This is a genomic window from Pseudomonas sp. GW821-FHT07G06 (genome assembly GCF_058986625.1).
This window is the reverse complement of record NZ_JBYSVW010000008.1, coordinates 117,166-140,203: the sequence shown is the minus strand read 5'-3', so window position 1 is coordinate 140,203 and position 23,038 is coordinate 117,166. Positions and strand designations below refer to the sequence as shown.

The window sequence follows — 23,038 nt, the reverse complement described above, 5'->3', positions numbered from 1 at the left end:
TGTAGGAGCTGCCGCAGGCTGCGATCTTTTGATCTTGATTTTTTGCGCTCGTCAGGACGCCAAAGATCAAAAGATCGCAGCCTTCGGCAGCTCCTACAGCAGCCTTTCGGCACGGAACAAAAACAAGAGTGAAACGACAGAACGCAGTAGCTCTAACCAATCGATATTCAAGGAGTAACAACATGATTCCGGTGATCTTGTCAGGTGGTAGTGGCTCACGTCTTTGGCCGCTTTCCCGCAAACAATTCCCTAAACAGTTCCTGGCCCTGACCGGCGAACACACCCTGTTCCAGCAAACCCTGGAACGCCTGGTGTTCGAAGGCATGGACACGCCCATCGTGGTCTGCAACAAGGACCACCGCTTCATCGTCAACGAGCAATTAGCGGCGCGCAAACTGGAATCCCAGCGCATCCTGATGGAGCCGTTCGGTCGCAACACCGCGCCGGCCGTGGCCCTGACCGCGATGATGCTGGTCAATGAAGGTCGCGACGAACTGATGCTGGTATTGCCGGCCGACCACGTCCTGGAAGACCAGAAAGCCCTGCAACGCGCCCTGGCCCTGGCCACAGTCGCCGCCGAAAACGGTGAAATGGTGTTGTTCGGCGTGCCGGCCACCAAGCCGGAAACCGGTTACGGCTACATCAAGTCGACCAACGACTCGCTGCTGCCCGAAGGCGTCAGCCGCGTCTCGCACTTTGTGGAAAAACCCGACGTGAAGCGCGCCACCGAGTTCGTCCAGTCCGGCGGTTACTTCTGGAACAGTGGCATGTTCCTGTTCCGCGCCAGCCGCTTCCTCGAAGAGCTGAAAAAGCACGATCCGGACATCTACGACACCTGCCTGCTGACCCTGGAACGCAGCCACCAGGACGCCGACACCATCACCTTCGACGAAGCCACCTTCGCCTGCTGCCCGGACAACTCCATCGACTACTCGGTGATGGAAAAAACCCAACGCGCCTGCGTCGTGCCGCTGACCGCCGGCTGGAGCGATGTCGGTTGCTGGTCGTCGCTGTGGGAAGTGAATGCAAAAGACGCCAACGGCAACGTCACCAAAGGCGACGTGGTGATCCAGGACAGCAAAAACTGCATGATCCACGGCAACGGCAAACTGGTGTCGGTGATCGGCCTGGAAAACATCGTCGTGGTCGAAACCAAGGACGCCATGATGATCGCCCACAAGGACAAGGTCCAAGGCGTGAAACAGATGGTCAACACCCTCAACGAACAGGGCCGCAGCGAAACCCAGAACCACTGCGAGGTCTACCGTCCGTGGGGCTCCTACGACTCGGTGGACATGGGCGGCCGCTTCCAGGTCAAGCACATCTCGGTCAAACCGGGCGCTTGCCTGTCGCTGCAGATGCATCACCACCGTGCTGAACACTGGATCGTAGTCAGTGGCACGGCCGAGGTGACCTGTGATGAGAATGTGTTCCTGCTGACGGAGAACCAGTCGACTTACATTCCGATTGCTTCGGTACATCGCCTGCGTAACCCGGGGAAGATTCCGTTGGAGATTATCGAAGTGCAATCCGGGAGTTATCTGGGTGAGGACGATATCGAGCGGTTTGAAGATATCTACGGGCGCTCGACGCCGGTTGAGCGTGGAGTTGCGGTGAAGACGATCGCGCAGTGATTGCGCTGGTAAAAACCGTTTAACTTGAAGCCTCCGTCCAGCCGACTGCGCTCCCGATCCGCAGGCGGTTGGACGTTTTTTTTCAAATTGATTTGCGCCTGACACGCGGTATTTCAATGGTATGAACTGCGGCCGTAACAGGGAATGCCGCAGCGAATGAGCGGATCACCAAGCCACTCGGTGAATTAGGGGGCGTAGGTGGTGTAGGTAATGCCAAAGTGCTTAACCAATTATGTTGATCGGTTACTGATCGAATCATGTCAAAACTGTCCGGTTGCCCTTTTGCTATTGCAGTTTTTACAGCCAACTGGCGGTATTGCATTTGTGTTTGAGCCTCGGAAACCCTCATTACACGCGCGAAGGTCACTGCTGTGTGCCCCGCCATACTGGTTATAGGGTTTCGAGCGTACATCCCCAATCTTCCGACAAAATCCACTGTGCTGGCCACTTGTTGCCGTCGCGTAAAAAGTACCTTAGGCGTCTCAATGGGGCTGTTAAAGATTACAGACATAGGTCCCATGATCCGACTCGTTGCACGCTCTCCTACTGTAAAATTCAAGGCACCGGAAATAATTTCTCCAGAGTGGTAGAGCACGGCCCCCGAAGGGGGAGCCGTTTGTGTTCGAACAGCTGCAATGACATGGGCTTGATGCGTGTTAGTAAAGGAGAGGCCACGCTGAACGTTAAGCTCTTCAAGTACCCGCGGAATTTCATCGCGGTAAGCGCGTGTTGGAAAGTCCTGACTATTTGCAAAAAAATTACGAATCGGCTGCATACCGGCAGCCTGTAATGGATAAATAATTCTCTTGCTCGAAAGATCGTGATAACGGTTATCTCCACGTTCTTGGGAGGGGGTCCCCACAAGGCCATACCTATCACGATAGAACAAGGGATTGTTGCCCATGGATCGATATAAATTCAATCCATCTATAGTGCCCACCGGATCTGGATTCAACCATCGATGTAGCCAAGGCACGTAATACCTGAACCCATAATAATAAAGCCCGGTCGCATCCCTCTCCTTCCCCGAATAACGCACGGTTTTATAACTGGCTTCAACTTCCCCTCTACCGGCAAACCACGCGGTAGTGCCAAACGGGTGATAACGCTCCTGGCTGATCACCTCCCCCGCCTGATCGAGTTCCAGGACGCAGGACCCCAGGTGATCATTCAGGCTGTAACGGTATTGGTCATTGGGTGGCCCTGACTCCCAGTGCAACACCCGTACACTGCTGCGTCCGGCCTGCACACTGATCACCTGCAGCACTTCGCCGGTGCCGCTGTGGCTGCGCAGTTCCAGATTGGGTAGATAGCGAGCTTCAGAGATCAGCGTTCGTGCATTGGTTTGCGTCAAACGAACCTTGCGCGCGCGCATACCGTCGGCGCCGTAAACGTAGCGCTCGCTATCATTGAGGCCGGAATCACGTTCGACCGGCCGTACTTCGTGCAATTGATCACGCTGGTCCCAACACAGCGATAGTCCTGGTTGCAGGTTGAGCAGATTGCCATTGGCGTCAAAACTGCCAAGGAAATCCTCCTCGCCCGGTTCCACGCCTTCAATCACCGGCAGGCACCGGTTGCTGTGCGTCGACGCGACCAATCGATGACCGTGGCGTTGCGGACCTTCGTGGGTCAACTCCAGCAGATTGCCGCCCGGATCGTAGCGATATTGCTGGCGGAAATTGGCGCAAGCCGCGGGATCATCGAAAGTTGAAAACTGCGGCCCCTTGTTTGAGCCCCCAGCCTCCCAACCGGTGGCTTCGATCAGTTGATAGAGGCTGTCGTAGCAATAATGGCTGGTCGGCTCGATGCGCTGGTTGGCGAAGTAGCGAATCGGAAGCGCGGCATCCTCGATGCTGAGCACGTTGCCCACCGGGTCGTAGGCATAGCTCAGGTCTTGCAGGGCTTTGTTGCCGCGTTGGGCGCTGAGGCGGGTCAGGCGGCCATTTTGCGCGTCGTATTCCAGCGTGGTGATTACGCCATTGCCGGCGACTTCCCGTTCGGTCTGGCCGTAGGCGTTGTAAGCGATGGCGCTGACCAGCGTTTTCGGGGTTGATGCACCGCTGAGTTGCAGGCGAACCTCGTGCAACTCGCCGTCGAGGGTCCATCTGAACAACTGTCGGTTACCTTTGGCATCGGTCTGTTCGATCGCCTCGGCCAGCGCGGTGAAGTGCAAGCGAGTGGTTGCGCCCTCGCCCGCCTCCAGCAGCAACTCACGATCCGCTATCGACTCCGGCCAGTCAGGCAGCGACAACACCCTCAGAAAATGCCGCGTCTGCTCCAGCGCCGTGCCGTGCATCCCGAACTCGGTATACCGCAGGGAGCCCGCCGGGTCATCGTGGCGGATCAGTTGGCCGCATTGGTTGCGCTCGGCAGCAGCCTGATCGCTCAAGCCATAACAAAAGCGTTCCGTGCAAAGCGCTTCGCCGTCCACCGCCTGCTCGAACACCGCCAGCGGACGCAACTGCTCGTCATACTGCATCCAGCGCCGGGAACCCCGGCCATCCCAACTGTGCAGCGCTTGACCGGCCTCACCAAACAGACTGACGCGCAAACCGGCATCGACACTGCTCGAAGCCAACACGCTGCCAGACAGGGTACGAACCTCGCTCAGATTAGCCAGCGCCGCCCCCTCCTGAAACAGCCGCGGACCCCACGCGGCGACAACATGCCCGGCCGGGTCATAGACCGAACGATTGATCCGCACTTCAGCCGCCGCGGCTTCTGTTCCCCGGCAATAAGCCACCGAACGCACAGCCAGGCTGCGCGGATCAGCGACGCTCAGCGTTGGGGTATTGCGTTGAACTGACGGAGTATGTGGCCACATGGGGAGTCGCCTGATTAACTCATGCCAGCTAACACCGAAAACTTATCGGTGACTACTGTCAGAAATTACAGTCCGGACCAACGTAGGCTCGAATAGACGATGGCACCGCGACAAATGCACCACGGCACTGGACGCTGAATCGCAATCAGCGGCATGGCTCAATTACCTTAAATGAAAACGTGTTTCTGTTGAGCAAGAGCCCGTCGACTTGCATTCCGATTACTTCGTGTGCGTAGCTGGCGCAGTTTCGGTGCGGAGCATCGCGCAGTGATTGATCTGTACCTGGCACCGAACCGACTGCGTTGGCTATCCGCAGTCGGCGCGGCGCTTTTCTTCAGTTGCCGGTTTGACGCCCTACTGGATTGAAAGCTCTGCCTGTACCTTTAAAAAATTGTTTAAAAAACCCTTTTTTATTCACGGGAGAAGGTGAGCGAGAAGTTGGGGTCATCTCAAAACTCAGTGTGTAGTGACCTTTTCTCTCTTCACCCGCCAACGCTTCATGCGTCAAGCGTCCATTGGTAGTTCCAATCCTTGTTTCAATGGAGGCGGCCAAGTGCAACCCGGGTATTATTGTTGAATTTTCGACCTGCTTCATTGGGTACGTTATACTCGAAGTAACAGTCACGCTTTCGTCTTCATTTAGATGAATGTTGTAACTTGCTCCCGAGGAACCTGTAAAAAAATAATCAGCCCGCTGTGAATGATTCATAGCCTCCTGAGTCGCTTCAATCAAACTGACTTGATAAGCAATTTCAGATATACGGGCACGATCTTCCGGGTGCGAAATTTTTCTTGCTAGAAATTCCAATTTTTCATCAGTAGTTTCAAGCACATCCAAAGAAACGTCGAAGCCGGATGAACTGCCGTATTCAGCGCCTCGGGATATGGAATAATTCGATCTGTGCAGATCCTTGATAAACTCCTCCGAGTATATCCTCGGCGAACCGTCGGCCGCAGGGCTCATAACGCTGGCTACTTCAGTTTTAGATCTAGGTGTAAAGTGCGAATGCAGTTTTGTCCAACTCAAACTGATCGTGTGTTTATCGCCATCCCGACGGTAAGATTCAGAATAATTGACATCTGCCTGAAGGCTGACGTAACGGTCAAGTTCAGCAGCCATACTGACCACTTGCGGTATATCAATATAACTTTCGAACAGATCCTTAACCTTCAGTAAACCCAGCCAATCATGGTAGGTGACAGGGTTATTGCCTACCATTACATAGCCATTTATCCCATCAACGACCCCCGCCGGATCCGGGCTCAACCATCGCTGCCACCCCGCCACGTAATACCTGAAACCATAGTAATAAAGTCCCGTCGCATCCCGCTCCTTCCCCGAATAACGTACCGTTCTGTAACTCGCCTCCACCTCCCCACGTCCGGCGAACCAAGCGGTGGTGCCATACGGGTGATAACGTTCCTGGCTGATCACTTCACCAACATAATCAAGTTCCAGGGTGCAGGAGCCCAGGTGATCGTTAAGGTGGTAGCGGTATTGGTCATTGGCCATGTCTTTCGGCGGCTCGGACTCCCAGTGCAACACCCGCACACGGCTGCGCCCGGCCTGGACGTTGATTACCTGCAACACTTCACCCGTGCCGCTGTAATTGCGCAGCTCCAGGTTCGGCAGATAGCGGGTTTCAGCGACCAATGTCCGGGCATGGGCCAGCGTCTCGCGGACTTTGCGCAGGCGCATCCCATCGGCACCGTAGACATAACATTCGCGGTCATCGACACCCGAATCGCGCACCACGGGCCGTACTTCGCCCAACTGGTTGCGCAGGTCCCAACTCAACGCCTGCCCCGCTTGCAGGCTCAACAAATTGCCGTTGCTGTCGAAGCCCCGGCGGAAGTCGTCATCACCCGGTTCCACGCCTTCAATTACCGGCAGACAGCGGTTGCTGCGCGCCGCCGACACCAGCCGATGAGCATGATTTTGCGGACCTTCGTGGGTCAGTTCCAGCAGACTGCCACCCAAGTTGTAGTGATAGGTCTGGCGATAGTTCGCACGGGGCGCGGGATCATCGAACGTCGAAAACTGTGGGCCTTTATTGACACCGCCCGCTTCCCAGCCGAGGGCTTCGATCAGTTGCGACAGGCTGTCGTAGACGTAGCAATTGACCGGTTCGATCCGTTGGTTGGCGAAGTAGCGAATCGGCAGCGCGGCATCCTCGATGCTCAGCACATTGCCCACCGGGTCGTAGGCATAGCGAAGGTCTTGCAGCGCTTTGTTGCCGCGTTGCGCCAGGAGGCTAGTCAGGCGGCCATTCTGCGCGTCGTATTCCAGCGTGGTGATTACGCCATTGCCGGCGACTTCCCGCTCGGTCTGGCCTTGGGCGTTGTAGGTGATGGCGCTGACCAGCGTTTTCGGGGTGGGTGTGCCGTTGAGTTGCAGGCGAACCTCGCGCAACTGGCCGTCGAGGGTCTGGCTGAACAACTGGCGGTGACCCTTGGCATCGGTTTGATGGGAGACCTCGCCCAATGCATTGACCTGTGAACGGGTGGTGGCGCCCTCGCCCGGCTCCAGCAGCCGCTCGCGGTCCGCTGTCGACTCGGGCCAGTCCGGCTGCGTCAGGTCGTTCAGAAAATGCCGCGTCTGCTCCAACACTCCAGCGTGCAATCCGAACTCGGCAAACCGCTGCGAGCCCGCCGGGTCATCATGGCGGATCAATTGACCGCATTGGTTGCGCTCGGCAGCAGCCTGATCATTCGCACCGTAACTCAAGCGTTCCGTGCAAAGCGCTTCGCCGTCCAGCGGCTGCTCGAACACCGATACCGGGCGCAACTGAGTGTCGTATTGCATCCAGCGCTGCGAGCCACGGCCATCCCAGTGGTGGATCGGTTGCCCCGCCTCACCCAACAGCGCCACACGCCAGCCGGCATCAACGCTGTTCGTACACAACACGGTGCCGGGCAGGGCGTGAATTGTTTGCAAATTAGGCGACGCTGAAGCGTCCAGAAACAATCGCGGATCCCACTGGGCAATCGCTCGCCCCGCCCAATCATGGACCGTGCGATTGACCCGTGCCTGAGGGAGCACGCCGTCGTTGTCGCGCCAGTAACCCGCGGCACGCACCGCCAGCCCACGAGGGTCAATCGCGATCAGGCTCGGGGTGTGGCGGTGGATTGAAGATGTTGATGACACAGTATGCGCTCCGGAATAACTCCCCTCATGTAAACCCGCCGCTCAGACACTTGCCTACTGTCAGAAATTACAGTTCAGACCGATGGCCTCAAACGCCTTCGCCACGCCCTGCCCATCGCCAACCCCACTCGCGCTTAGGTAGGATGCTCCTCTCTATTCCCGAGATTTACGTCATGTTCATCGGCGTCCTGCTGGTCATCACTTGGCTGATCCTGTTGCTGCGCTATCCGGCCAAGGCCTTGCCCGTATCCGTGGCCGCCGCCGTGGGGCTGGGGATCGTCGCCACCTGGGTCATCTGGATGGACCACCGCGAACTCAAGCAACTGCAACGCCTGGAGTTGCGCATCAGCTATGCGCCCGAGCACTGCCCGGCCGACCGACCGCTGAAACTGACGATGAACAATGGCAATGACGTGCCGCTGACGGAACTGCGCTGGCGGGTTGCGGCCTATGCTCCGGGCGATACGGTGAACCTCGCCGACAACCAATACACCGCCCCGCGTTATCGCGGCCCCGGCGAATTGCAGGCCGGTGGCAACTGGGAAGATTGCTTGCCGCTGCCGCCGTTGCGCCCTGGCTACCGGCCGGAAACCCTGGAGTTTCGCGCCGAGCGATTGCAGGGTAGTTTTTCCGACTGATCCCTCCCCCATTTTTTGCACAAGGAATGCGCCATGCCCGTTGCGTTGATTACCGGTTGCTCCAGCGGCATTGGCCGTGCCCTTGCCGATGCGTTCAAGGTCGCCGGCTATGAAGTCTGGGCCAGTGCCCGCAAGGCCGTAGATGTCGCGGCACTCAGCGCCGCGGGTTTCACCGCCGTGCAACTGGATGTCAACGACGCCGTGGCACTCGAAACCTTGAGCGAGCATATCAACCACCAAACCGGCGGCCTCGATGTGCTGATCAACAACGCGGGGTATGGCGCCATGGGGCCGTTGCTCGATGGCGGCGTACCAGCCATGCAGCGCCAGTTCGAGACCAATGTGTTCGCCATCGTCGGCGTCACCCGCGCCTTGTTCCCGGTGCTGCGTCGGGCCAAGGGGCTGGTGGTGAATATCGGTAGCGTGTCCGGCGTACTGGTCACGCCATTCGCCGGCGCCTACTGCGCTTCGAAAGCCGCCGTGCATGCCTTGAGCGATGCCTTGCGCATGGAACTGGCGCCGTTCGGCGTGCGGGTCATGGAGGTCCAGCCGGGGGCCATCGCTTCCAGCTTCGCCAAGAATGCCGGGCACGAAGCCGAGCAACTGATCAGTGAACAATCGCCGTGGTTTCCGCTGCGTGAAGGCATACGCGCCCGGGCCAGGGCTTCCCAGGACAGACCGACCCCGGCCAGTGAGTTTGCCGCCGGATTGCTCAAGGCCGTGCAGCAAGCCAAACCGCCACGGCTGATCCGCCTGGGCAATGGCAGCCGCGCGTTGCCGCTGATGGCCAGTTTGCTGCCCAAGGGTTTGCTCGAATCCGGGCTGATGAAGCGGTTCGGGTTGCGTGGGCAGCTCTGAGACCGCGTCATCGTTCTTCGCGGGCAAGCCCGCTCCCACAGGTCATGCGCAGATTTTGAAATAGCGCTAATCCTGTGGGAGCGGGCTTGCCCGCGAAGAGGCCCGCACAGTCTCTACAAAACTTCAGGTAACAGCACAATGACCGACTACACCGAATACTTCGACGAAGTGATCCAGGCCCACGTGGCCATCGAACAATGGCTGGCCGAGGAGCGCGACGCGTCCGATCTCGAAAAACTGCTGACGCGTTTTTCGTCGCAGTTCTCCATGGTCTCGCCGCTCGGCCGGGTGCTGGATTTTGACGCGCTGAACGAACTGTTCACGCTGGCGGGCGGCAAGAAACTCGGGTTCAGGATCGAGCTCAGCGAGTTGCGTGGCATCGCGTTGTACGACGGCGGCGCCACCGTGAGTTACCGCGAGCAACAGACCGATGCGACCGGGTTGCACTCGGATCGTCGTTCCACGGTTGTGTTCGAGAAGGTAGATGACAGGATTCTTTGGCGGCATTTGCAAGAGACCTTCTGCTGAACACGACGACGATCAACTGTAGGAGCGAGCCTGCTCGCGATGGACGTCAACGATAACGCGTGCATTCTGAATAAACGCGGCGCGCTCTGGTTCATCGCGAGCAGGCTCGCTCCTACAGGGGGATGCATTCCAAAATTTGGGAGCGGCGGTGCGGCGATCCGACTTGCTCGCGAAGCAGGCGACCCGGTCTACCGGCTATGCCCCACCCTCCTGCTTCACCACCACCGTACAGGTAATCCCCGCCGCCAACACCACACCCTCCGGCACTTCATCGATGTGAATGCGCACTGGTACCCGTTGCGCAAGGCGTACCCAGTTGAAGGTCGGGTTGACGTCGGCAATCAATTCGCGGCTCTCCGGGTTGTCGCGGTCGTAGATGCCGCGCGAGATGCTTTCCACGTGGCCCTTGAGCACTTCGCCGCTCATCAGCTGCATGTCGGCCTTATCGCCGACGCGCACGCGGGGCAGCTTGGTTTCTTCGAAGAAGCCGTAGACCCAGAACGAGTTCATGTCGACCACGGCCATTTTCGCCTCACCGATGCGCGCATAGTCGCCGCGATGCACGTTGAGGTTGGTGACGTAGCCGTCCACTGCGGCACGCACTTCAGTGCGCTTGAGGTTGAGTTCGGCGGCTTCCAGTTGCGCCTGGGCCTGCTGGTAGTCAGCCAGGGCCGAGTCGGCGAGGTTGCTGGCGTCGTCGCGGTTTTCCCGGGAGATCACCAGGTTGTCCATATCGGCTCGACGATGGGCGTTGACCTTGCGCATCTCCCAGGTCGCCTTGCGCGATGCCACCAGATTCTGCGCTTGCTTGACCGCCAGGCGGTAGTGCTCGGGGTCGATCTGCATCAGCAAATCGCCTTTTTTCACCAGCTGGTTGTCGCGCACCGGCACGGCCACCACTTCGCCGGTGACGTCGGCCGCGACGTTGATGATGTCGGCGCGCACGCGGCCGTCGCGGGTCCACGGCGTGTTCATGTAGTGCTCCCACAAGGAGCGGCCGATCCACAGCGCGAGGGCCAGCACCAGCAGGGTCGCGAGCAGGCTGAAAAACTTTTTCATCGGGGCATTCTCAGTGATAGAGAGTCAACGGTAGACAGTCAGCGCCATGGCGCCGAAAAGACAGGTAAACAGACTCAGGCGCAGCAACGCCGGGTGCCAGAAAAAACGGTACAGGTCGAACCCGGACAGGAACCGGTCCAGCGCCCAGGCCAGGGCCGCCGCGATGAAAAACATCAGGGTCATGGTCGGCATGTACACACCGTGGAAGGCGATTTCACGAGGCATGTTCTAGTCCTTGTGGCTGGCTGCTGGTACGGACATTCACGTAACCGGCGAGCGGTGATTGCGGATCGAGCAGCGAGGTGCGGATGAAGTGCAGGTAGCTCTTCACCCGGCGTAACGCCGAGGTATCGAAATGCGGGGCAAAGGGTTCGTCGGTAGACTGCACACGGCTGATCGCGTGATCGACCGCGATCAGCGCGCGCTCGAGGTTGCTGCTGTTCGGTTGCAGGAACAGCCGCACCAGCGCACGCCCCATCACCCGGATCGCCTGGCGCCACGGCTGGGATTCGGCATAGGCCGGGTGCACCGGCAGAATCGCCTGCTCCTTGCGCAATTCGATGATCGCGTGGCCGACTTCCAGCACCACGAACATCCAGCGCAGCAAGTCCCGCTGCACCTGCGGTTGGCCCGCCGCGAAGCCGTAGGCCTGATGCACCAGGTCACGGGTGCGGCTTTCGAAACTCGACGCCAGGCCCTTGAGCTTGCCGCTGATGGCGTACACCACCTGACCACGCAGGTCCTGCTCCAGGCGACGCCACAACCAGCGGCTGTTGGGCGGCAGAATGATCGCCCCGGCCGCTGCGCACACCAGCATGCCCAGCACCATGGCGATGTAGTCGTTGATAAAGGTGTAGGGGTTGTAGACCGTGAGGTTGTCCGGCACCGAACCGGTGCTGAAGAAGATCAGCAAGCCCAGGCCGACGCCCACGTATTGCGGCCGCGAGGTCAGGAACGAGCCAAGTACGATCACCGGTGCGAGCATCACGCACAGCAACGGAAATCCGTCGATCCACGGGAATATGAAAAACATCTCGACAAAGCCGATCAGCGCCCCGAGCAATGTCCCGCACGCCATCTGAAAGGCCATGCGCTTGGGGTTCGGAGTAGCGGCGGACAGGCCCACGGTCGCGGCGGCAATCAGGGTCATGGTCGCGCCGCTCGGCCAGGCGGTTGCCACCCAGTAGCTGCCCAATACCACCAGAATGAACGCCGCGCGTATCCCCGAAGCTGCCGCTGCCATCCAGTTGGTTTGCGGGGTGAACGGCTCGTCCCAGCGCTCCCGTTCGTGACTGTGATCGGCCAGCGATGCGTGGGTCTGGGCATAACTGTGCAAGTCGTCGACAAACCGATAGAGCAGTTCGTAGGCGGTGTGGAAATCCAGTTGCCCAGCCTCGCTCGGGTTGCTCTGCTGGAACGTCGCCCGCAGACTGCGCACCCGCGCTGGCAACCCTTCCTTGTAGGCGCTCAGCACCGTGACCAGACGCGCTGCATCGGCGCTGGTCAGGGCACGCCCGCTGAAGCCGTCGAGCAGCTCGGCGAGGTCCTGCAAGCCGGGTTTGATCGCCTCCACCACCTGGTCCGCCGCGCTGCTGCGCAGGCGTTCGAGTAGCTGGTGCAAGGCGTTGAAGCGCGTGGTGATGCCCATGAATTCGCTGTTCAGGCGACTGATCCGGCCATTGCGCCGACGCATGTGCGGGTCCTCGAAAACAGTGACGCTGCGCAAGCCTTCCAGGCCCACGGCTTCGGCGATGAAACGCACGTTGCCGGCCTCGAACGCCTCGCGCTGACTGCGACCGCGCAAGCCGTCGGTGACGAACAGGGCGAAGACGCCGAAGCGCTGGTACAAGGCATTGCGCATCGCCGCACTGGCCGATTGCGGCAAAATCGCCGCACTGACCAGGGTCGAACAGAGAATGCCCAACGAAATCTCCAGCACCCGCCAGACCGCCGCCATGAACGCGCCATCCGGATGGGCCAGCGCGGGCAAACCGACCATCGCAGCGGTGTATCCGGCGAGAACAAATCCATAGGCGCGGAAGTTGCGGCAGCGCGCGGCACCGGCCGTGCAGATACCAACCCAGATCGCCAGCGAACCGAGGAACAGCTCAGTGTTCTGCGCAAACAGGGCGATCAGCGCAACCATCACCGCCGACCCGGCCAGGGTGCCGAGAAACCGATAAAAACTCTTGGCGAACACCTGGCCGCTCTGCGGCTGCATGACGATGAACACGGTGATCATCGCCGTGCGCGGTTGCGGCAGTTCCAGGCGCATGGCCAGCCAAAGCGTCAGGAATGCCGCGAACAGCACCTTGAAGATGTAGACCCAGGTCACGCCGTCGCTGCGTGCCCAGTCGAAGAACCCCCGGCGCCATTCAAGGGAGTACAGCCAGCGCAAGGGGACGGGCAATGGAGTCATCAAATCCTGCTCAATAAATTCCAGTGAAAACCGGAACCTGTGGGAGCGAGCCTGCTCGCGAAGAGGGAGTGTCAGGCAGCATAAATGTCGTCTGAAACTCCGCCTTCGCGAGCAGGCTCGCTCCCACAGGTTTTGTGTTCAACGCAAAAGACTCGGGGTTTTCGGCGCCTGGGTCTGGCTGTCGTTCGGCACGTCGTTGCCGGCACCCAAACCACCGCCCAGCGCCGTCACCAATTCGGCATGGGCACTCAATCGCGCCGCCTGGACCTGCTGCTGCACTTGCTGCTGCTTGAACAGCAGAGTCTGGGCATTGAGCACGTTGAGGTAGTCGGTCAGGCCACGCTGATAAGCGATCATCGCGATGTCGTAGGTCTTCTGCGCGGTGGCCACCGACTCGGCGGCGAACGCCTGTTGCTTGTCCATGGACTCGCGGCGGATCAACTGGTCGGAGATGTTCTTCAGGGCATGGACCAGGGTCTGGTTGTACTTGGCCACGGCGATGTCATACCCGGCCGAGGCTTCGCCCAACTCGGCACGCAAACGCCCGCCATCGAAAATCGGCAACGAAATCGCCGGCCCCACGCTGTAGTTGAGCTTCTTGCCGGTCAGGAACTCCAGGGCCCCGCCGCCGGTGGCCATATAGCCGAGGCTGCCGACCAGATCGACGTTGGGATAAAACCCGGCATGGGCGACATCGATGCCCCGCGCCTGCGCCGCCACCTGCCAGCGACTGGCGACCACGTCCGGGCGCTGGCCGAGCAATTGCGCCGGCAGCGACGACGGCAGTTTCAATGGTGCCCCCAGCGACAGCGTTGGCCGCTGCAGTTGCGCGCCTTCACCCGGCCCCTTGCCGGCGAGGGCGGCGAGCTGGTTGTGGCTCAAGGCGATTTCTTCGTCGAGGGCATCGAGCTGGCGATGGGTTTCCGGCAGCGGCGTCTCGGCCTGGCTGACTTCGAAATGGGTGCCGATGCCGCCCTTCAAACGCTTCTGCGCCAGCTCAAGGATCTGCTGTTGCTGCTTCAAGGTCGCATCAACAATGTCCCGTTGCGCGTAATGCAGCGAGAGTTCGATGTAGACGCGCACGATGTTGTCCTGCAATTCGAGCTGGGCCTGTCGCGCTTCGGCGACGGTCATGTGCGCCATGTCCACGGCGCGCTCGGTGGCATTGCTTTCACGGCCCCAGAGGTCGAGGGCATAACTGAAACCCAGCGCCGCGTTGTTGTCCCAAGTGGTGCTGTTGGCCAGCTCTCCGGGGCCATAGAACGGGTCGGTAGGCCAGTTGTGGCGCTTGAGGGTGGACTCGCCATTGATCTGCAGCGACTCGGCTGCTTCGGCCACACCAGCCATGGACCTGGCCTGACGCACCCGGGCGGCGGCCATGGCCAGGGTCGGGCTGCCTTGCAGGGCGAGGTCGATCCAGCGATTCAGTTGCGGGTCGCCATAGGCTTGCCACCATTGCGCGGTGGGCCAATTCGCATCTTGCGCGGCGCTCTGGATTGCTGCGTCGGTGGCCAGTGAATTGGCCTCCAGCGCCTTGCCCTGCGGGGCAATACCTCCGGTTCCGATGCAGCCGCTGATTACCAGGGTTAAAGCCAAAACACTGAGCGGAAGCGCTCTGCTGATGCGACGCGGCACTGCTGCGATTTCCTGAGATGGAGAGATGTTCTGTGCGTAGGAGCTGCCGAAGGCTGCGATCTTTTGATCTTGCTCTTAAAAACAAACATCAAAAGATCGCAGCCTTCGGCAGCTCCTACAGAGGTGGGCGCAATTCTATGGGTCGGCCTGAATGGCGATAAGCTGGGTTTCTTGTGAATCTTTGTTACCGTTAACGAGATAATCCCTAAGTCGATCTTTAGTCGCCTGTAAATAAACAGAAACTTCGTGTCACAATTTGTCATTCGACGAGAGAGCACCCCATGGACACTTTGCAAAACATGCGCGCCTTCAGTTACGTGGCCGAAGCCGGCAGCTTCACCGCCGCCGCCGTGCAACTGGACACCACCACGGCCAACGTCTCGCGCGCGGTCTCCAACCTGGAAGCCCACCTGCAAACCCGCCTGCTCAACCGAACGACCCGCCGCATCGCCCTGACCGAAGCCGGCAAGCGTTACCTGTTGCGCTGCGAACAGATCCTGGCCTACGTCGAAGAAGCCGAAGCCGAGGCCAGCGACGCCCACGCACGCCCGGCCGGGCAACTGAAAGTGCACACCATGACCGGCATCGGCCAGCACTTCGTGATCGACGCCATCGCCCGTTACCGCAAGACCCACCCGGACGTAACCTTCGACCTGACCATGGCCAACCGCGTGCCGGACCTGCTCGACGAGGGTTACGACGTGTCCATCGTCCTCGCCCGCGAACTGCCGGATTCGGGTTTCGTCTCCCAGCGCCTGGGCATCACCTACAGCATCGTTTGCGCCTCGCCGGCCTACGTCAAAGCCAACGGCTGCGCACAAAAACCCAGCGACCTGCTCAACCACGCCTGCCTGCGCCTGGTCAGCCCGGTGATCCCGCTGGAAAAATGGGCCTTCGACGGTCCTGACGGCCAGGAAATGGTCACCATCAACAGCTCCCCGTTTCTGGTGAACTCCGCCGACGCGATGAAATCCGCGATCATCAGCGGCATGGGCGTTGGCGTCCTGCCGCTGTACGCCGCCATTGAAGGCCTGCGTAACGGCACGCTGGTGAGGGTGATGCCCAAATACCGCTCGCAGGAACTGAACCTGTATGCAATCTACCCTTCGCGCCAGTACCTGGATGCGAAGATCAAGACCTGGGTCGAGTATTTGCGCGGATCGTTGCCGGAGTTGCTGGCAGCGCATCAGGCGGAATTGGCGGCGTATGAATTGAGCGGGAGTCTGGGCGGAGTTCGGCTGGCGAATTGAGCCAAATCCTGACCCTGTAGGAGCTGCCGCAGGCTGCGATCTTTTGATTTTGATTTTTGACCATGTCGAAAGGGCGGAAGATCAAGATCAAAAGATCGCAGCCTGCGGCAGCTCCTACAGGGGGCGGCGTACATCCACGCTTCTCACCACCCAACAGGCCGAGCGTTAGCTCGCCTGCAGCTCTTGATCCACCCGCCCCCTCGGAAGGCGAGCGGAGGCGTTCATCCGGGGATTGGCGCGCAGCGCCGTTCGACGCAGTCGAACTCATTGCATGTAGGTCGAAGCGAAGCCGACCGGAGGGCAATGCCCCCGGATGAATGCCGGAGCGAAGGAACCCCGAGCCTAAGCGAGGGGCCGTACGCAAGGGGCGTGGCCGGCCCAGAGGCCGCCAAGACACAAAAACTGACAGCGCCGTCAGTTAGCCGTCACCCTCCTGACCACCAAACAGGTTTATAAAGGAAACTACCCTTCGACCAAAAACCCAGCCCCGGCGCCCCACTCGCATGCGAACCCAGAAAAAACCCGCCCTGCTCGTCGCCCTTCTGATCGTCCTGGCAGCGCTGGGCCTGTGGTACGCCACCAAACCGGTCAAGACCAAACTCGCCACCCCCACCGCCATCCCGGTGCGCGTGGTCGCCGTCGCCGAAAAAGACGTGCCGCGCTACGTCAGCGGCATCGGTTCGGTGCTGTCCCTGCACAGCGTCGTGGTCCGCCCGCAAATCGACGGCATCCTCACCAAAATCATGGTCAAGGAAGGCCAACTGGTGAAAAAAGACGACCTGCTGGCCACCATCGACGACCGCTCGATCCGCGCCAGCCTCGACCAGGCCCGGGCACAACTGGGCGAAAGCCAGGCGCAGCTGCAAGTGGCGCTGGTCAACCTTAAACGCTACAAACTGCTGAGCGTTGACGACGGTGTTTCCAAGCAGACCTACGACCAGCAACAGGCGCTGGTGAACCAACTCAAAGCCACCGCCCAAGGCAATCAGGCGTCAATCGACGCAGCTCAGGTACAACTTTCCTACACACAGATTCGCTCCCCAGTGACCGGTCGCGTCGGCATTCGCACCGTGGATGAAGGCAACTTCCTGCGCATGACCGACACCCAAGGCCTGTTCACCGTGACCCAGATCGACCCGATCGCCGTGGAGTTCTCCCTGCCGCAGCAAATGCTGCCGACCTTGCAGGGCCTGATCAACGACCCACAGCACGCCCGGGTCAAGGCCTACATCGGAGCTGACACCGACGGCGAAACCGGCAACCTGCTCGGCGAAGGCCACCTGACCCTGATCGACAACCAGATCAATGCCAACACTGGCACCATCCGCGCCAAGGCCGAGTTCGACAATCCGGGGCAGAAGCTGTGGCCGGGTCTGCTGGTGACGGTAAAGATTCAGACAGCCCTGGATAAAGATGCGCTGGTGGTACCGCCGACAGTCGTACAACGCGGTCTGGACCAACACTTCGTGTACCGGGTCAATGGCGACAAGGTCGAAGCCGTTCAGGTGCAAATGGTCTATCAAGGCAGCGGCCAGGACATCATCAAGGGCGTGAAACCAGGTGATGTACTGGTCAGCGATGGTCAGTCGCGACTCAAGCCGGGGTCGACGGTGCAGGTGATGACCGAGCCGCCGCAAGTGGTGCAATCGGAGGCCGCACAATGAAGGGCCACGGTTCGATATCCGCCTGGTGCATCGACCACCCGGTGGCCACGATCCTGCTGACGTTCGCCCTGGTGCTGCTGGGCGTCATCGCGTTTCCGCGCCTGCCGGTAGCGCCGTTGCCGGAGGCGGAATTCCCGACCATCCAGGTGGCCGCGCAATTGCCCGGCGCCAGCCCGGAAACCATGGCTTCCTCGGTGGCCACCCCCCTTGAAGTGCAATTCAGTGCCATTCCCGGCGTGACCCAGATGACCTCGAGCAGCGCTCTGGGCTCGACTATCCTGACCCTGCAATTCACCCTCGACAAGAGCATCGACACTGCCGCCCAGGAAGTACAGGCGGCGATCAATACGGCCGCGGGCAAGCTGCCCAAGGACATGCCGAACCTGCCGACCTGGCGCAAGGTCAACCCGGCCGACAGCCCGGTGCTGATCCTCAGCGTCAACTCCTCGCTGATGCCCGGTCCGGAGCTCAGCGACCTGACGGAAACCCTGTTGTCCCGTCAGCTCAGTCAGGTCGACGGTGTAGGCCAGGTCGCCATCACCGGTCAGCAGCGGCCGGCGATCCGCGTCCAGGTTTCGGCGGACAAACTCGCCGCCATCGGCCTGACCCTCGCCGACATCCGCCTGGCGATCCAGCAGACCAGCCTCAACCTGGCCAAGGGTGCGCTGTACGGGGAGTCGAACATCTCGACCCTGTCCACCAACGACCAGTTGTTCCACCCGGAGGACTACAGCCAACTGATTGTCTCCTACAAGGATGGCGCGCCGGTTCATCTGCGCGATGTCGCCAAAGTCGTCAACGGTTCGGAAGATGCCTACGTCCAGGCTTGGGCGGGCTCGCAACCGGGGGTGAACCTGGTGATCTTCCGCCAGCCGGGCGCCAACATCGTCGAAACCGTGGACCGCATCCAGGCCGCCTTGCCGGCGCTGGAAGCGATGCTCCCCGCCTCGGTGCAGGTCAAGGTGCTGATCGACCGCACCCAGACCATTCGCGCGTCCCTGCATGAAGTGGAAATTACCCTGCTGATCGCGATCATGCTGGTGGTGGCGGTGATGGCGCTGTTCCTGCGCCAGTTGTCGGCGACCCTGATTGTGTCGGCGGTGCTGGGGGTTTCGCTGGTCGCCAGTTTTGCGTTGATGTACGTCATGGGCTTCAGCCTGAACAACCTGACGTTGGTGGCGATCGTGGTGGCCGTGGGCTTTGTGGTCGACGATGCGATCGTGGTGGTGGAAAACATTCACCGGCACCTGGAGGCCGGCGACGGCATGCGCGAAGCGGCGATCAAGGGCGCGGGCGAGATTGGTTTCACCGTGGTGTCGATCAGCTTTTCTCTGGTGGCGGCGTTCATTCCGTTGCTGTTCATGGGAGGCGTGGTCGGGCGACTGTTCAAGGAGTTCGCCCTGACCGCCACCTCGACCATCTTGATTTCGGTGGTGGTGTCGCTGACCCTGGCGCCAACCCTGGCCGCGCTGTTCATGCGCGCGCCGGTGCATCATGCACACGGCAAACCGGGCTTTGGTGAGCGTCTGTTGGCCTGGTACGAAAAAGGCTTGCGCCGCGCCCTCGCCCATCAGCGCTTGATGATCGGTGTATTCTGCCTGTCGCTGGGTCTGGCCGTCGCCGGTTACATCTTCATTCCTAAAGGCTTCTTCCCGATACAGGACACCGGCTTCGTCCTCGGCACCACCGAAGCCGCTGCTGACATTTCCTACGGCGACATGGTGAAAAAACACCTCGCTATGGCGGAAATCGTCGCCGCCGACCCTGCCGTGGAAACGTTCTCGCACTCGGTCGGTGTCTCCGGCAGCAACCAGACCATCGCCAACGGCCGCTTCTGGATCACCCTGAAAAAACGCAACGACCGCGATGTCTCGGCCAGTCAGTTCATCGACCGGATTCGTCCGCAACTGATGAAAGTACCGGGCATCGTCCTGTACCTGCGCGCCGGCCAGGACATCAACCTCAGTTCAGGCCCGAGCCGCGCCCAGTATCAATATGTGCTCAAGAGCAACGATGGTCCGACCCTGAGTACCTGGACCCAGCGCCTGACGGAAAAACTGCGCGCCAACCCGGCCTTCCGCGATATTTCCAACGATTTGCAACTGGGCGGCAGCATCACCCACATCAGCATCGACCGCAGCGCCGCGGCGCGTTTCGGCCTGACCGCCAGCGACGTCGACGAAGCCCTGTACGATGCCTTCGGACAGCGCCAGATCAATGAATTCCAGACCCAGGTCAACCAGTACAACGTGATCCTGGAGCTGGACACCCAGCAGCGCGGCAAAGCCGAAAGCCTCAACTATTTCTACCTGCGCTCCCCCCTGAGCGGGGAAATGGTACCGCTGTCGGCCCTGGCCAGGTTCGATGCGCCCACCATCGGCCCACTGTCCATCGCCCATGACGGCATGTTCCCGGCCGCCAACCTGTCGTTCAACCTGGCGCCCGGCGTGGCGCTGGGCGATGCGGTGATCATGCTCGACCAGGCCAAGGCCGACATCGGCATGCCAACCGCCATCAGCGGTAATTTCCAGGGCGCGGCCCAGGCGTTCCAGAGTTCGCTGGCCAGCCAGCCGTGGCTGATCCTGGCGGCGCTGGTAGCGGTGTACATCATTCTCGGCGTGCTCTACGAGAGCTTCGTGCACCCGCTAACGATCATTTCGACCTTGCCCTCGGCGGGCCTCGGCGCAGTGATCATGCTGTGGATATGCGGCCAGGACTTTTCGATCATGGCCTTGATCGGCCTGGTGCTGTTGATCGGTATCGTCAAGAAAAACGGCATCCTGATGATCGACTTCGCCCTCGAAGCGCAACGCAATGGCGGAATGTCGCCTGAAGAAGCGATCTTCAAGGCCTGCATCACGCGGTTCCGCCCGATCATCATGACAACCCTCGCCGCCCTGCTCGGCGCCCTGCCGCTGATGCTCGGCTACGGCACCGGCGCCGAGCTGCGCCAACCCCTGGGGATCGCGGTAGTCGGCGGCTTGCTGGTGAGCCAGGCGCTGACGCTGTTCACCACGCCGGTCATATACTTGTGGCTGGAGCGGCTGTTCCATCGGCCAAAACCCTCGCCAGTACCGGCGCTGGCAACCACAGACTGAGGCGGGGTCATGCGCGTCCTGATTATCGAAGACGAAGAAAAAACCGCGGACTATCTGCACCGCGGCCTGACGGAACAGGGATACACCGTGGACCTGGCGCGGGATGGGGTCGAAGGCCTGCATCTGGCGCTGGAGAACGACTACGCGGTGATCGTCCTCGACGTGATGTTGCCGGGCCTCGACGGCTTCGGCGTGTTGCGCGCCTTGCGTGCGCGCAAGCAGACCCCGGTGATCATGCTCACCGCCCGCGAACGTGTGGAAGATCGCATCAGGGGCCTGCGTGACGGCGCCGATGATTACCTGGGCAAACCGTTTTCCTTCCTTGAGCTGGTGGCACGCCTGCAAGCGCTGACCCGACGCAGCGGCGGTCATGAACCGGTGCAAGTGAGCATTGCCGACCTGTGGATAGATTTGATCAGCCGCAAGGCTACTCGCGGCGGCGCACGGCTGGACCTGACCGCCAAGGAGTTCTCGCTGCTCAGCGTATTGGCCCGGCGCCAAGGTGAAATCCTCTCGAAAACCGCCATTGCCGAGATGGTCTGGGACATCAATTTCGACAGCGACGCCAACGTCGTCGAAGTCGCGATCAAACGCCTGCGGGCCAAGCTCGACGGCCCCTTCGAAGAGAAACTGCTGCACACCATTCGCGGCATGGGTTATGTGCTGGAGAGCCGTGGTGTCCAGTAACAGCATCGCCTTGCGCCTGAGCGGGATGTTCACGCTGGTGGCGCTGCTGGTGTTCCTGTTGATTGGCGGGGCGTTGTACCAGCAGGTCGACAAAGGCCTGGGCCTGTTGCCCGAAGCCGAGCTGGATGCGCGCTACAGCGTACTCGAATCCACAGTCGGCCGTTACGGCACGCCTGAGCATTGGGTGAAAATCAACAACAAGCTCAACCTGCTGAGCGAAGAAGACAAGCGCATCAGCTTCTGGATCATCAGTGGCGATCCCCATTACGAATACGGCAACCTGACTCCGCAAATCCGCACCTTTGCCCAAGGGCCACTGGGCATGCGCGACATGCATCTGCCGGATCATCCCTATCCGCTGAAAGTGCTGGTCAGCGAATTCCCGGCCAAGGACCAGCGCCCACCGCTGCGTTTCATGATCGCCATCGACACCGAGACGTTTTTCCAGACCCAGCATCAACTGTTGATCGCGCTGATCAGCCTGGCGATTGTCGGTGTATTGCTGGCTTCGGCACTGGGTTACTGGGTGGCGCGGATCGGCCTCAAGCCGCTGATCAAACTGTCCCAGGAAGCCCGGCGCCTGGCTCCCCCGTTGCGCTCAGGGCGCTTGCGATTGTCACCGTTGCCGCCGGAACTCGATCAGTTCGTCAGCTCGTTCAACTCGACCCTGGAACGGGTCGAGCAGGCTTACTCACGGCTTGAATCGTTCAATGCCGACGTCGCCCATGAACTGCGCTCGCCACTGACCAACCTGATCGGCCAGACCCAGGTCGCCTTGACCCGCGGACGCTCCGCCGAGCATTACTTCGAAGTGCTGCAATCGAATCTCGAGGAGCTTGAGCGGCTGCGTTCGATCATCAACGACATGCTGTTCCTGGCCAGTGCCGATCAGGGCAGCAAGGCGACCAGACTGACGTCCACGTCGCTGGCCGATGAGGTGGCCACGACCCTGGAATACCTGGACTTCATTCTTGAGGACGCTCAGGTCCAGGTAGAGGTCAGTGGTGACGCGCAAGTGAGCATCGAGATCGCTCATCTGCGCCGGGCGTTGATCAATCTGCTGAACAACGCGGTGCAGCACACCGCGCCCGGTCAGGTGATTGAAGTGCACATTGAAGCCGCAGAACATCAGGTCAGCATCGGCGTCGCCAACCCCGGCTCGCCGATTGCCCGCGAACACCTGCCACGGCTGTTCGAGCGTTTCTACCGGGTTGATGCATCGCGCAGCAACAGCGGCCACAACCATGGCCTTGGACTGGCCATCGTCAAGGCGATTGCGTTGATGCATGGCGGGGATGTGTTCGTGCGCAGTGACCATGGGATGAATACGTTCGGGATTCACCTTCCCGTCTGACCCCCTCTTCCTTTGTGGGAGCGAGCTTGCTCGCGATGCAAGCGACTCGGTGCAACTTCTGAACCGAGGTGATGCTATCGCGAGCAAGCTCGCTCCCACATTGGTTCCGGGTTGATCACAAGTGTGCGGCCAACCAACTGTTGCCATAACAGCAACAGTCCTTTCATGAATCCGCTCTTTTTCCCCTCGCTCAAGATCCTTATCTTTGCCCGCACCAAACAGCACTTGCCAAGCAAGAA

At 60.3% G+C, this 23,038-nt stretch carries 15 protein-coding genes; 9 read left to right on the top strand and 6 right to left on the bottom strand.

Translation table 11 applies throughout. The features are described 5' to 3' along the window. Positions 1-182: 182 nt before the first annotated feature. Positions 183-1,634, top strand: coding sequence for a mannose-1-phosphate guanylyltransferase/mannose-6-phosphate isomerase (locus tag AC3WJW_RS15360; RefSeq protein ID WP_104449345.1), 1,452 nt, complete (start codon positions 183-185; stop codon positions 1,632-1,634). Positions 1,635-1,716: 82 nt separating this feature from the next. Here the strand turns inward: AC3WJW_RS15360 and AC3WJW_RS15355 are convergent, their stop codons facing one another. After that, a complete protein-coding gene (locus AC3WJW_RS15355; RefSeq protein WP_493726582.1) occupies positions 1,717-4,461 on the bottom strand; it encodes an RHS repeat domain-containing protein in 2,745 nt (914 codons plus the stop codon). Positions 4,462-4,795: 334 nt separating this feature from the next. Next, positions 4,796-7,609 (bottom strand): RHS repeat-associated core domain-containing protein, encoded by a 2,814-nt coding sequence (locus AC3WJW_RS15350; protein ID WP_493726581.1) that lies wholly within the window; start codon positions 7,607-7,609, stop codon positions 4,796-4,798. A gap of 173 nt (positions 7,610-7,782) precedes the next feature. On the opposite strand from AC3WJW_RS15350, the gene AC3WJW_RS15345 reads away from it, so the two are divergent. The 3 genes from AC3WJW_RS15345 to AC3WJW_RS15335 all read left to right on the top strand — a co-directional run bounded on the left by AC3WJW_RS15345 (position 7,783) and on the right by AC3WJW_RS15335 (position 9,633). Beyond that, the gene (locus AC3WJW_RS15345) at positions 7,783-8,247 is read left to right on the top strand and encodes a multidrug transporter (RefSeq protein WP_104449346.1); all 465 of its coding nucleotides are present in this window, start codon (positions 7,783-7,785) and stop codon (positions 8,245-8,247) included. A gap of 33 nt (positions 8,248-8,280) precedes the next feature. After that, positions 8,281-9,105, top strand: coding sequence for an SDR family oxidoreductase (locus AC3WJW_RS15340; protein WP_493726580.1), 825 nt, complete (start codon positions 8,281-8,283; stop codon positions 9,103-9,105). Positions 9,106-9,243: 138 nt separating this feature from the next. Next, the gene (locus AC3WJW_RS15335; protein WP_493726579.1) at positions 9,244-9,633 is read left to right on the top strand and encodes a DUF4440 domain-containing protein; all 390 of its coding nucleotides are present in this window, start codon (positions 9,244-9,246) and stop codon (positions 9,631-9,633) included. 195 nt (positions 9,634-9,828) lie between these two features. Here the strand turns inward: AC3WJW_RS15335 and AC3WJW_RS15330 are convergent, their stop codons facing one another. The 4 genes from AC3WJW_RS15330 to AC3WJW_RS15315 all read right to left on the bottom strand — a co-directional run bounded on the left by AC3WJW_RS15330 (position 9,829) and on the right by AC3WJW_RS15315 (position 14,746). Continuing rightward, a complete protein-coding gene (locus AC3WJW_RS15330) occupies positions 9,829-10,692 on the bottom strand; it encodes an efflux RND transporter periplasmic adaptor subunit (RefSeq protein WP_493726578.1) in 864 nt (287 codons plus the stop codon). Between the two features lie 24 nt (positions 10,693-10,716). Next, positions 10,717-10,917, bottom strand: coding sequence for a DUF1656 domain-containing protein (locus AC3WJW_RS15325; protein ID WP_015096751.1), 201 nt, complete (start codon positions 10,915-10,917; stop codon positions 10,717-10,719). Beyond that, on the bottom strand, positions 10,907-13,111 hold the full coding sequence (locus AC3WJW_RS15320) for an FUSC family protein (RefSeq protein ID WP_493726577.1): 2,205 nt from the start codon (positions 13,109-13,111) through the stop codon (positions 10,907-10,909). Before AC3WJW_RS15320 ends, AC3WJW_RS15325 begins: the two co-directional genes overlap by 11 nt. 138 nt (positions 13,112-13,249) lie before the next feature. Then, on the bottom strand, positions 13,250-14,746 hold the full coding sequence (locus AC3WJW_RS15315) for an efflux transporter outer membrane subunit (RefSeq protein ID WP_493726576.1): 1,497 nt from the start codon (positions 14,744-14,746) through the stop codon (positions 13,250-13,252). Positions 14,747-15,027: 281 nt separating this feature from the next. Here AC3WJW_RS15315 and AC3WJW_RS15310 point away from each other — a divergent pair, with 281 nt between their 5' ends. The 5 genes from AC3WJW_RS15310 (at position 15,028) to AC3WJW_RS15290 (ending at position 22,799) form a co-directional block, all read left to right on the top strand. Continuing rightward, positions 15,028-15,996, top strand: a complete 969-nt coding sequence (locus AC3WJW_RS15310) for a LysR family transcriptional regulator (protein ID WP_102698513.1) — start codon at positions 15,028-15,030, stop codon at positions 15,994-15,996. Positions 15,997-16,499: 503 nt separating this feature from the next. After that, positions 16,500-17,660, top strand: a complete 1,161-nt coding sequence (locus AC3WJW_RS15305; RefSeq protein ID WP_218500790.1) for an efflux RND transporter periplasmic adaptor subunit — start codon at positions 16,500-16,502, stop codon at positions 17,658-17,660. Further along, positions 17,657-20,758 carry a multidrug efflux RND transporter permease subunit gene (locus tag AC3WJW_RS15300; protein WP_493726575.1) on the top strand — a complete coding sequence of 1,034 codons (3,102 nt, stop codon included), beginning with the start codon at positions 17,657-17,659 and terminating at the stop codon, positions 20,756-20,758. The genes AC3WJW_RS15305 and AC3WJW_RS15300 overlap by 4 nt, the downstream gene beginning before the upstream one ends. A 9-nt stretch (positions 20,759-20,767) precedes the next feature. Beyond that, positions 20,768-21,445, top strand: a complete 678-nt coding sequence (locus AC3WJW_RS15295) for a heavy metal response regulator transcription factor (protein ID WP_493726574.1) — start codon at positions 20,768-20,770, stop codon at positions 21,443-21,445. Then, positions 21,435-22,799, top strand: a complete 1,365-nt coding sequence (locus AC3WJW_RS15290; RefSeq protein ID WP_493726573.1) for a heavy metal sensor histidine kinase — start codon at positions 21,435-21,437, stop codon at positions 22,797-22,799. The genes AC3WJW_RS15295 and AC3WJW_RS15290 overlap by 11 nt, the downstream gene beginning before the upstream one ends. The last annotated feature ends 239 nt before the right edge of the window (positions 22,800-23,038 follow it).

Coding starts and splice junctions, on each gene's coding strand:
- AC3WJW_RS15360 (WP_104449345.1), top strand. CDS start 183: ATGATTCCGGTGATCTTGTCAGGTGGTAGTGGCTCACGTCTTTGGCCG.
- AC3WJW_RS15355 (WP_493726582.1), bottom strand. CDS start 4,461: ATGTGGCCACATACTCCGTCAGTTCAACGCAATACCCCAACGCTGAGC.
- AC3WJW_RS15345 (WP_104449346.1), top strand. CDS start 7,783: ATGTTCATCGGCGTCCTGCTGGTCATCACTTGGCTGATCCTGTTGCTG.
- AC3WJW_RS15340 (WP_493726580.1), top strand. CDS start 8,281: ATGCCCGTTGCGTTGATTACCGGTTGCTCCAGCGGCATTGGCCGTGCC.
- AC3WJW_RS15335 (WP_493726579.1), top strand. CDS start 9,244: ATGACCGACTACACCGAATACTTCGACGAAGTGATCCAGGCCCACGTG.
- AC3WJW_RS15330 (WP_493726578.1), bottom strand. CDS start 10,692: ATGAAAAAGTTTTTCAGCCTGCTCGCGACCCTGCTGGTGCTGGCCCTC.
- AC3WJW_RS15325 (WP_015096751.1), bottom strand. CDS start 10,917: ATGCCTCGTGAAATCGCCTTCCACGGTGTGTACATGCCGACCATGACC.
- AC3WJW_RS15320 (WP_493726577.1), bottom strand. CDS start 13,111: ATGACTCCATTGCCCGTCCCCTTGCGCTGGCTGTACTCCCTTGAATGG.
- AC3WJW_RS15310 (WP_102698513.1), top strand. CDS start 15,028: ATGGACACTTTGCAAAACATGCGCGCCTTCAGTTACGTGGCCGAAGCC.
- AC3WJW_RS15305 (WP_218500790.1), top strand. CDS start 16,500: ATGCGAACCCAGAAAAAACCCGCCCTGCTCGTCGCCCTTCTGATCGTC.
- AC3WJW_RS15300 (WP_493726575.1), top strand. CDS start 17,657: ATGAAGGGCCACGGTTCGATATCCGCCTGGTGCATCGACCACCCGGTG.
- AC3WJW_RS15295 (WP_493726574.1), top strand. CDS start 20,768: ATGCGCGTCCTGATTATCGAAGACGAAGAAAAAACCGCGGACTATCTG.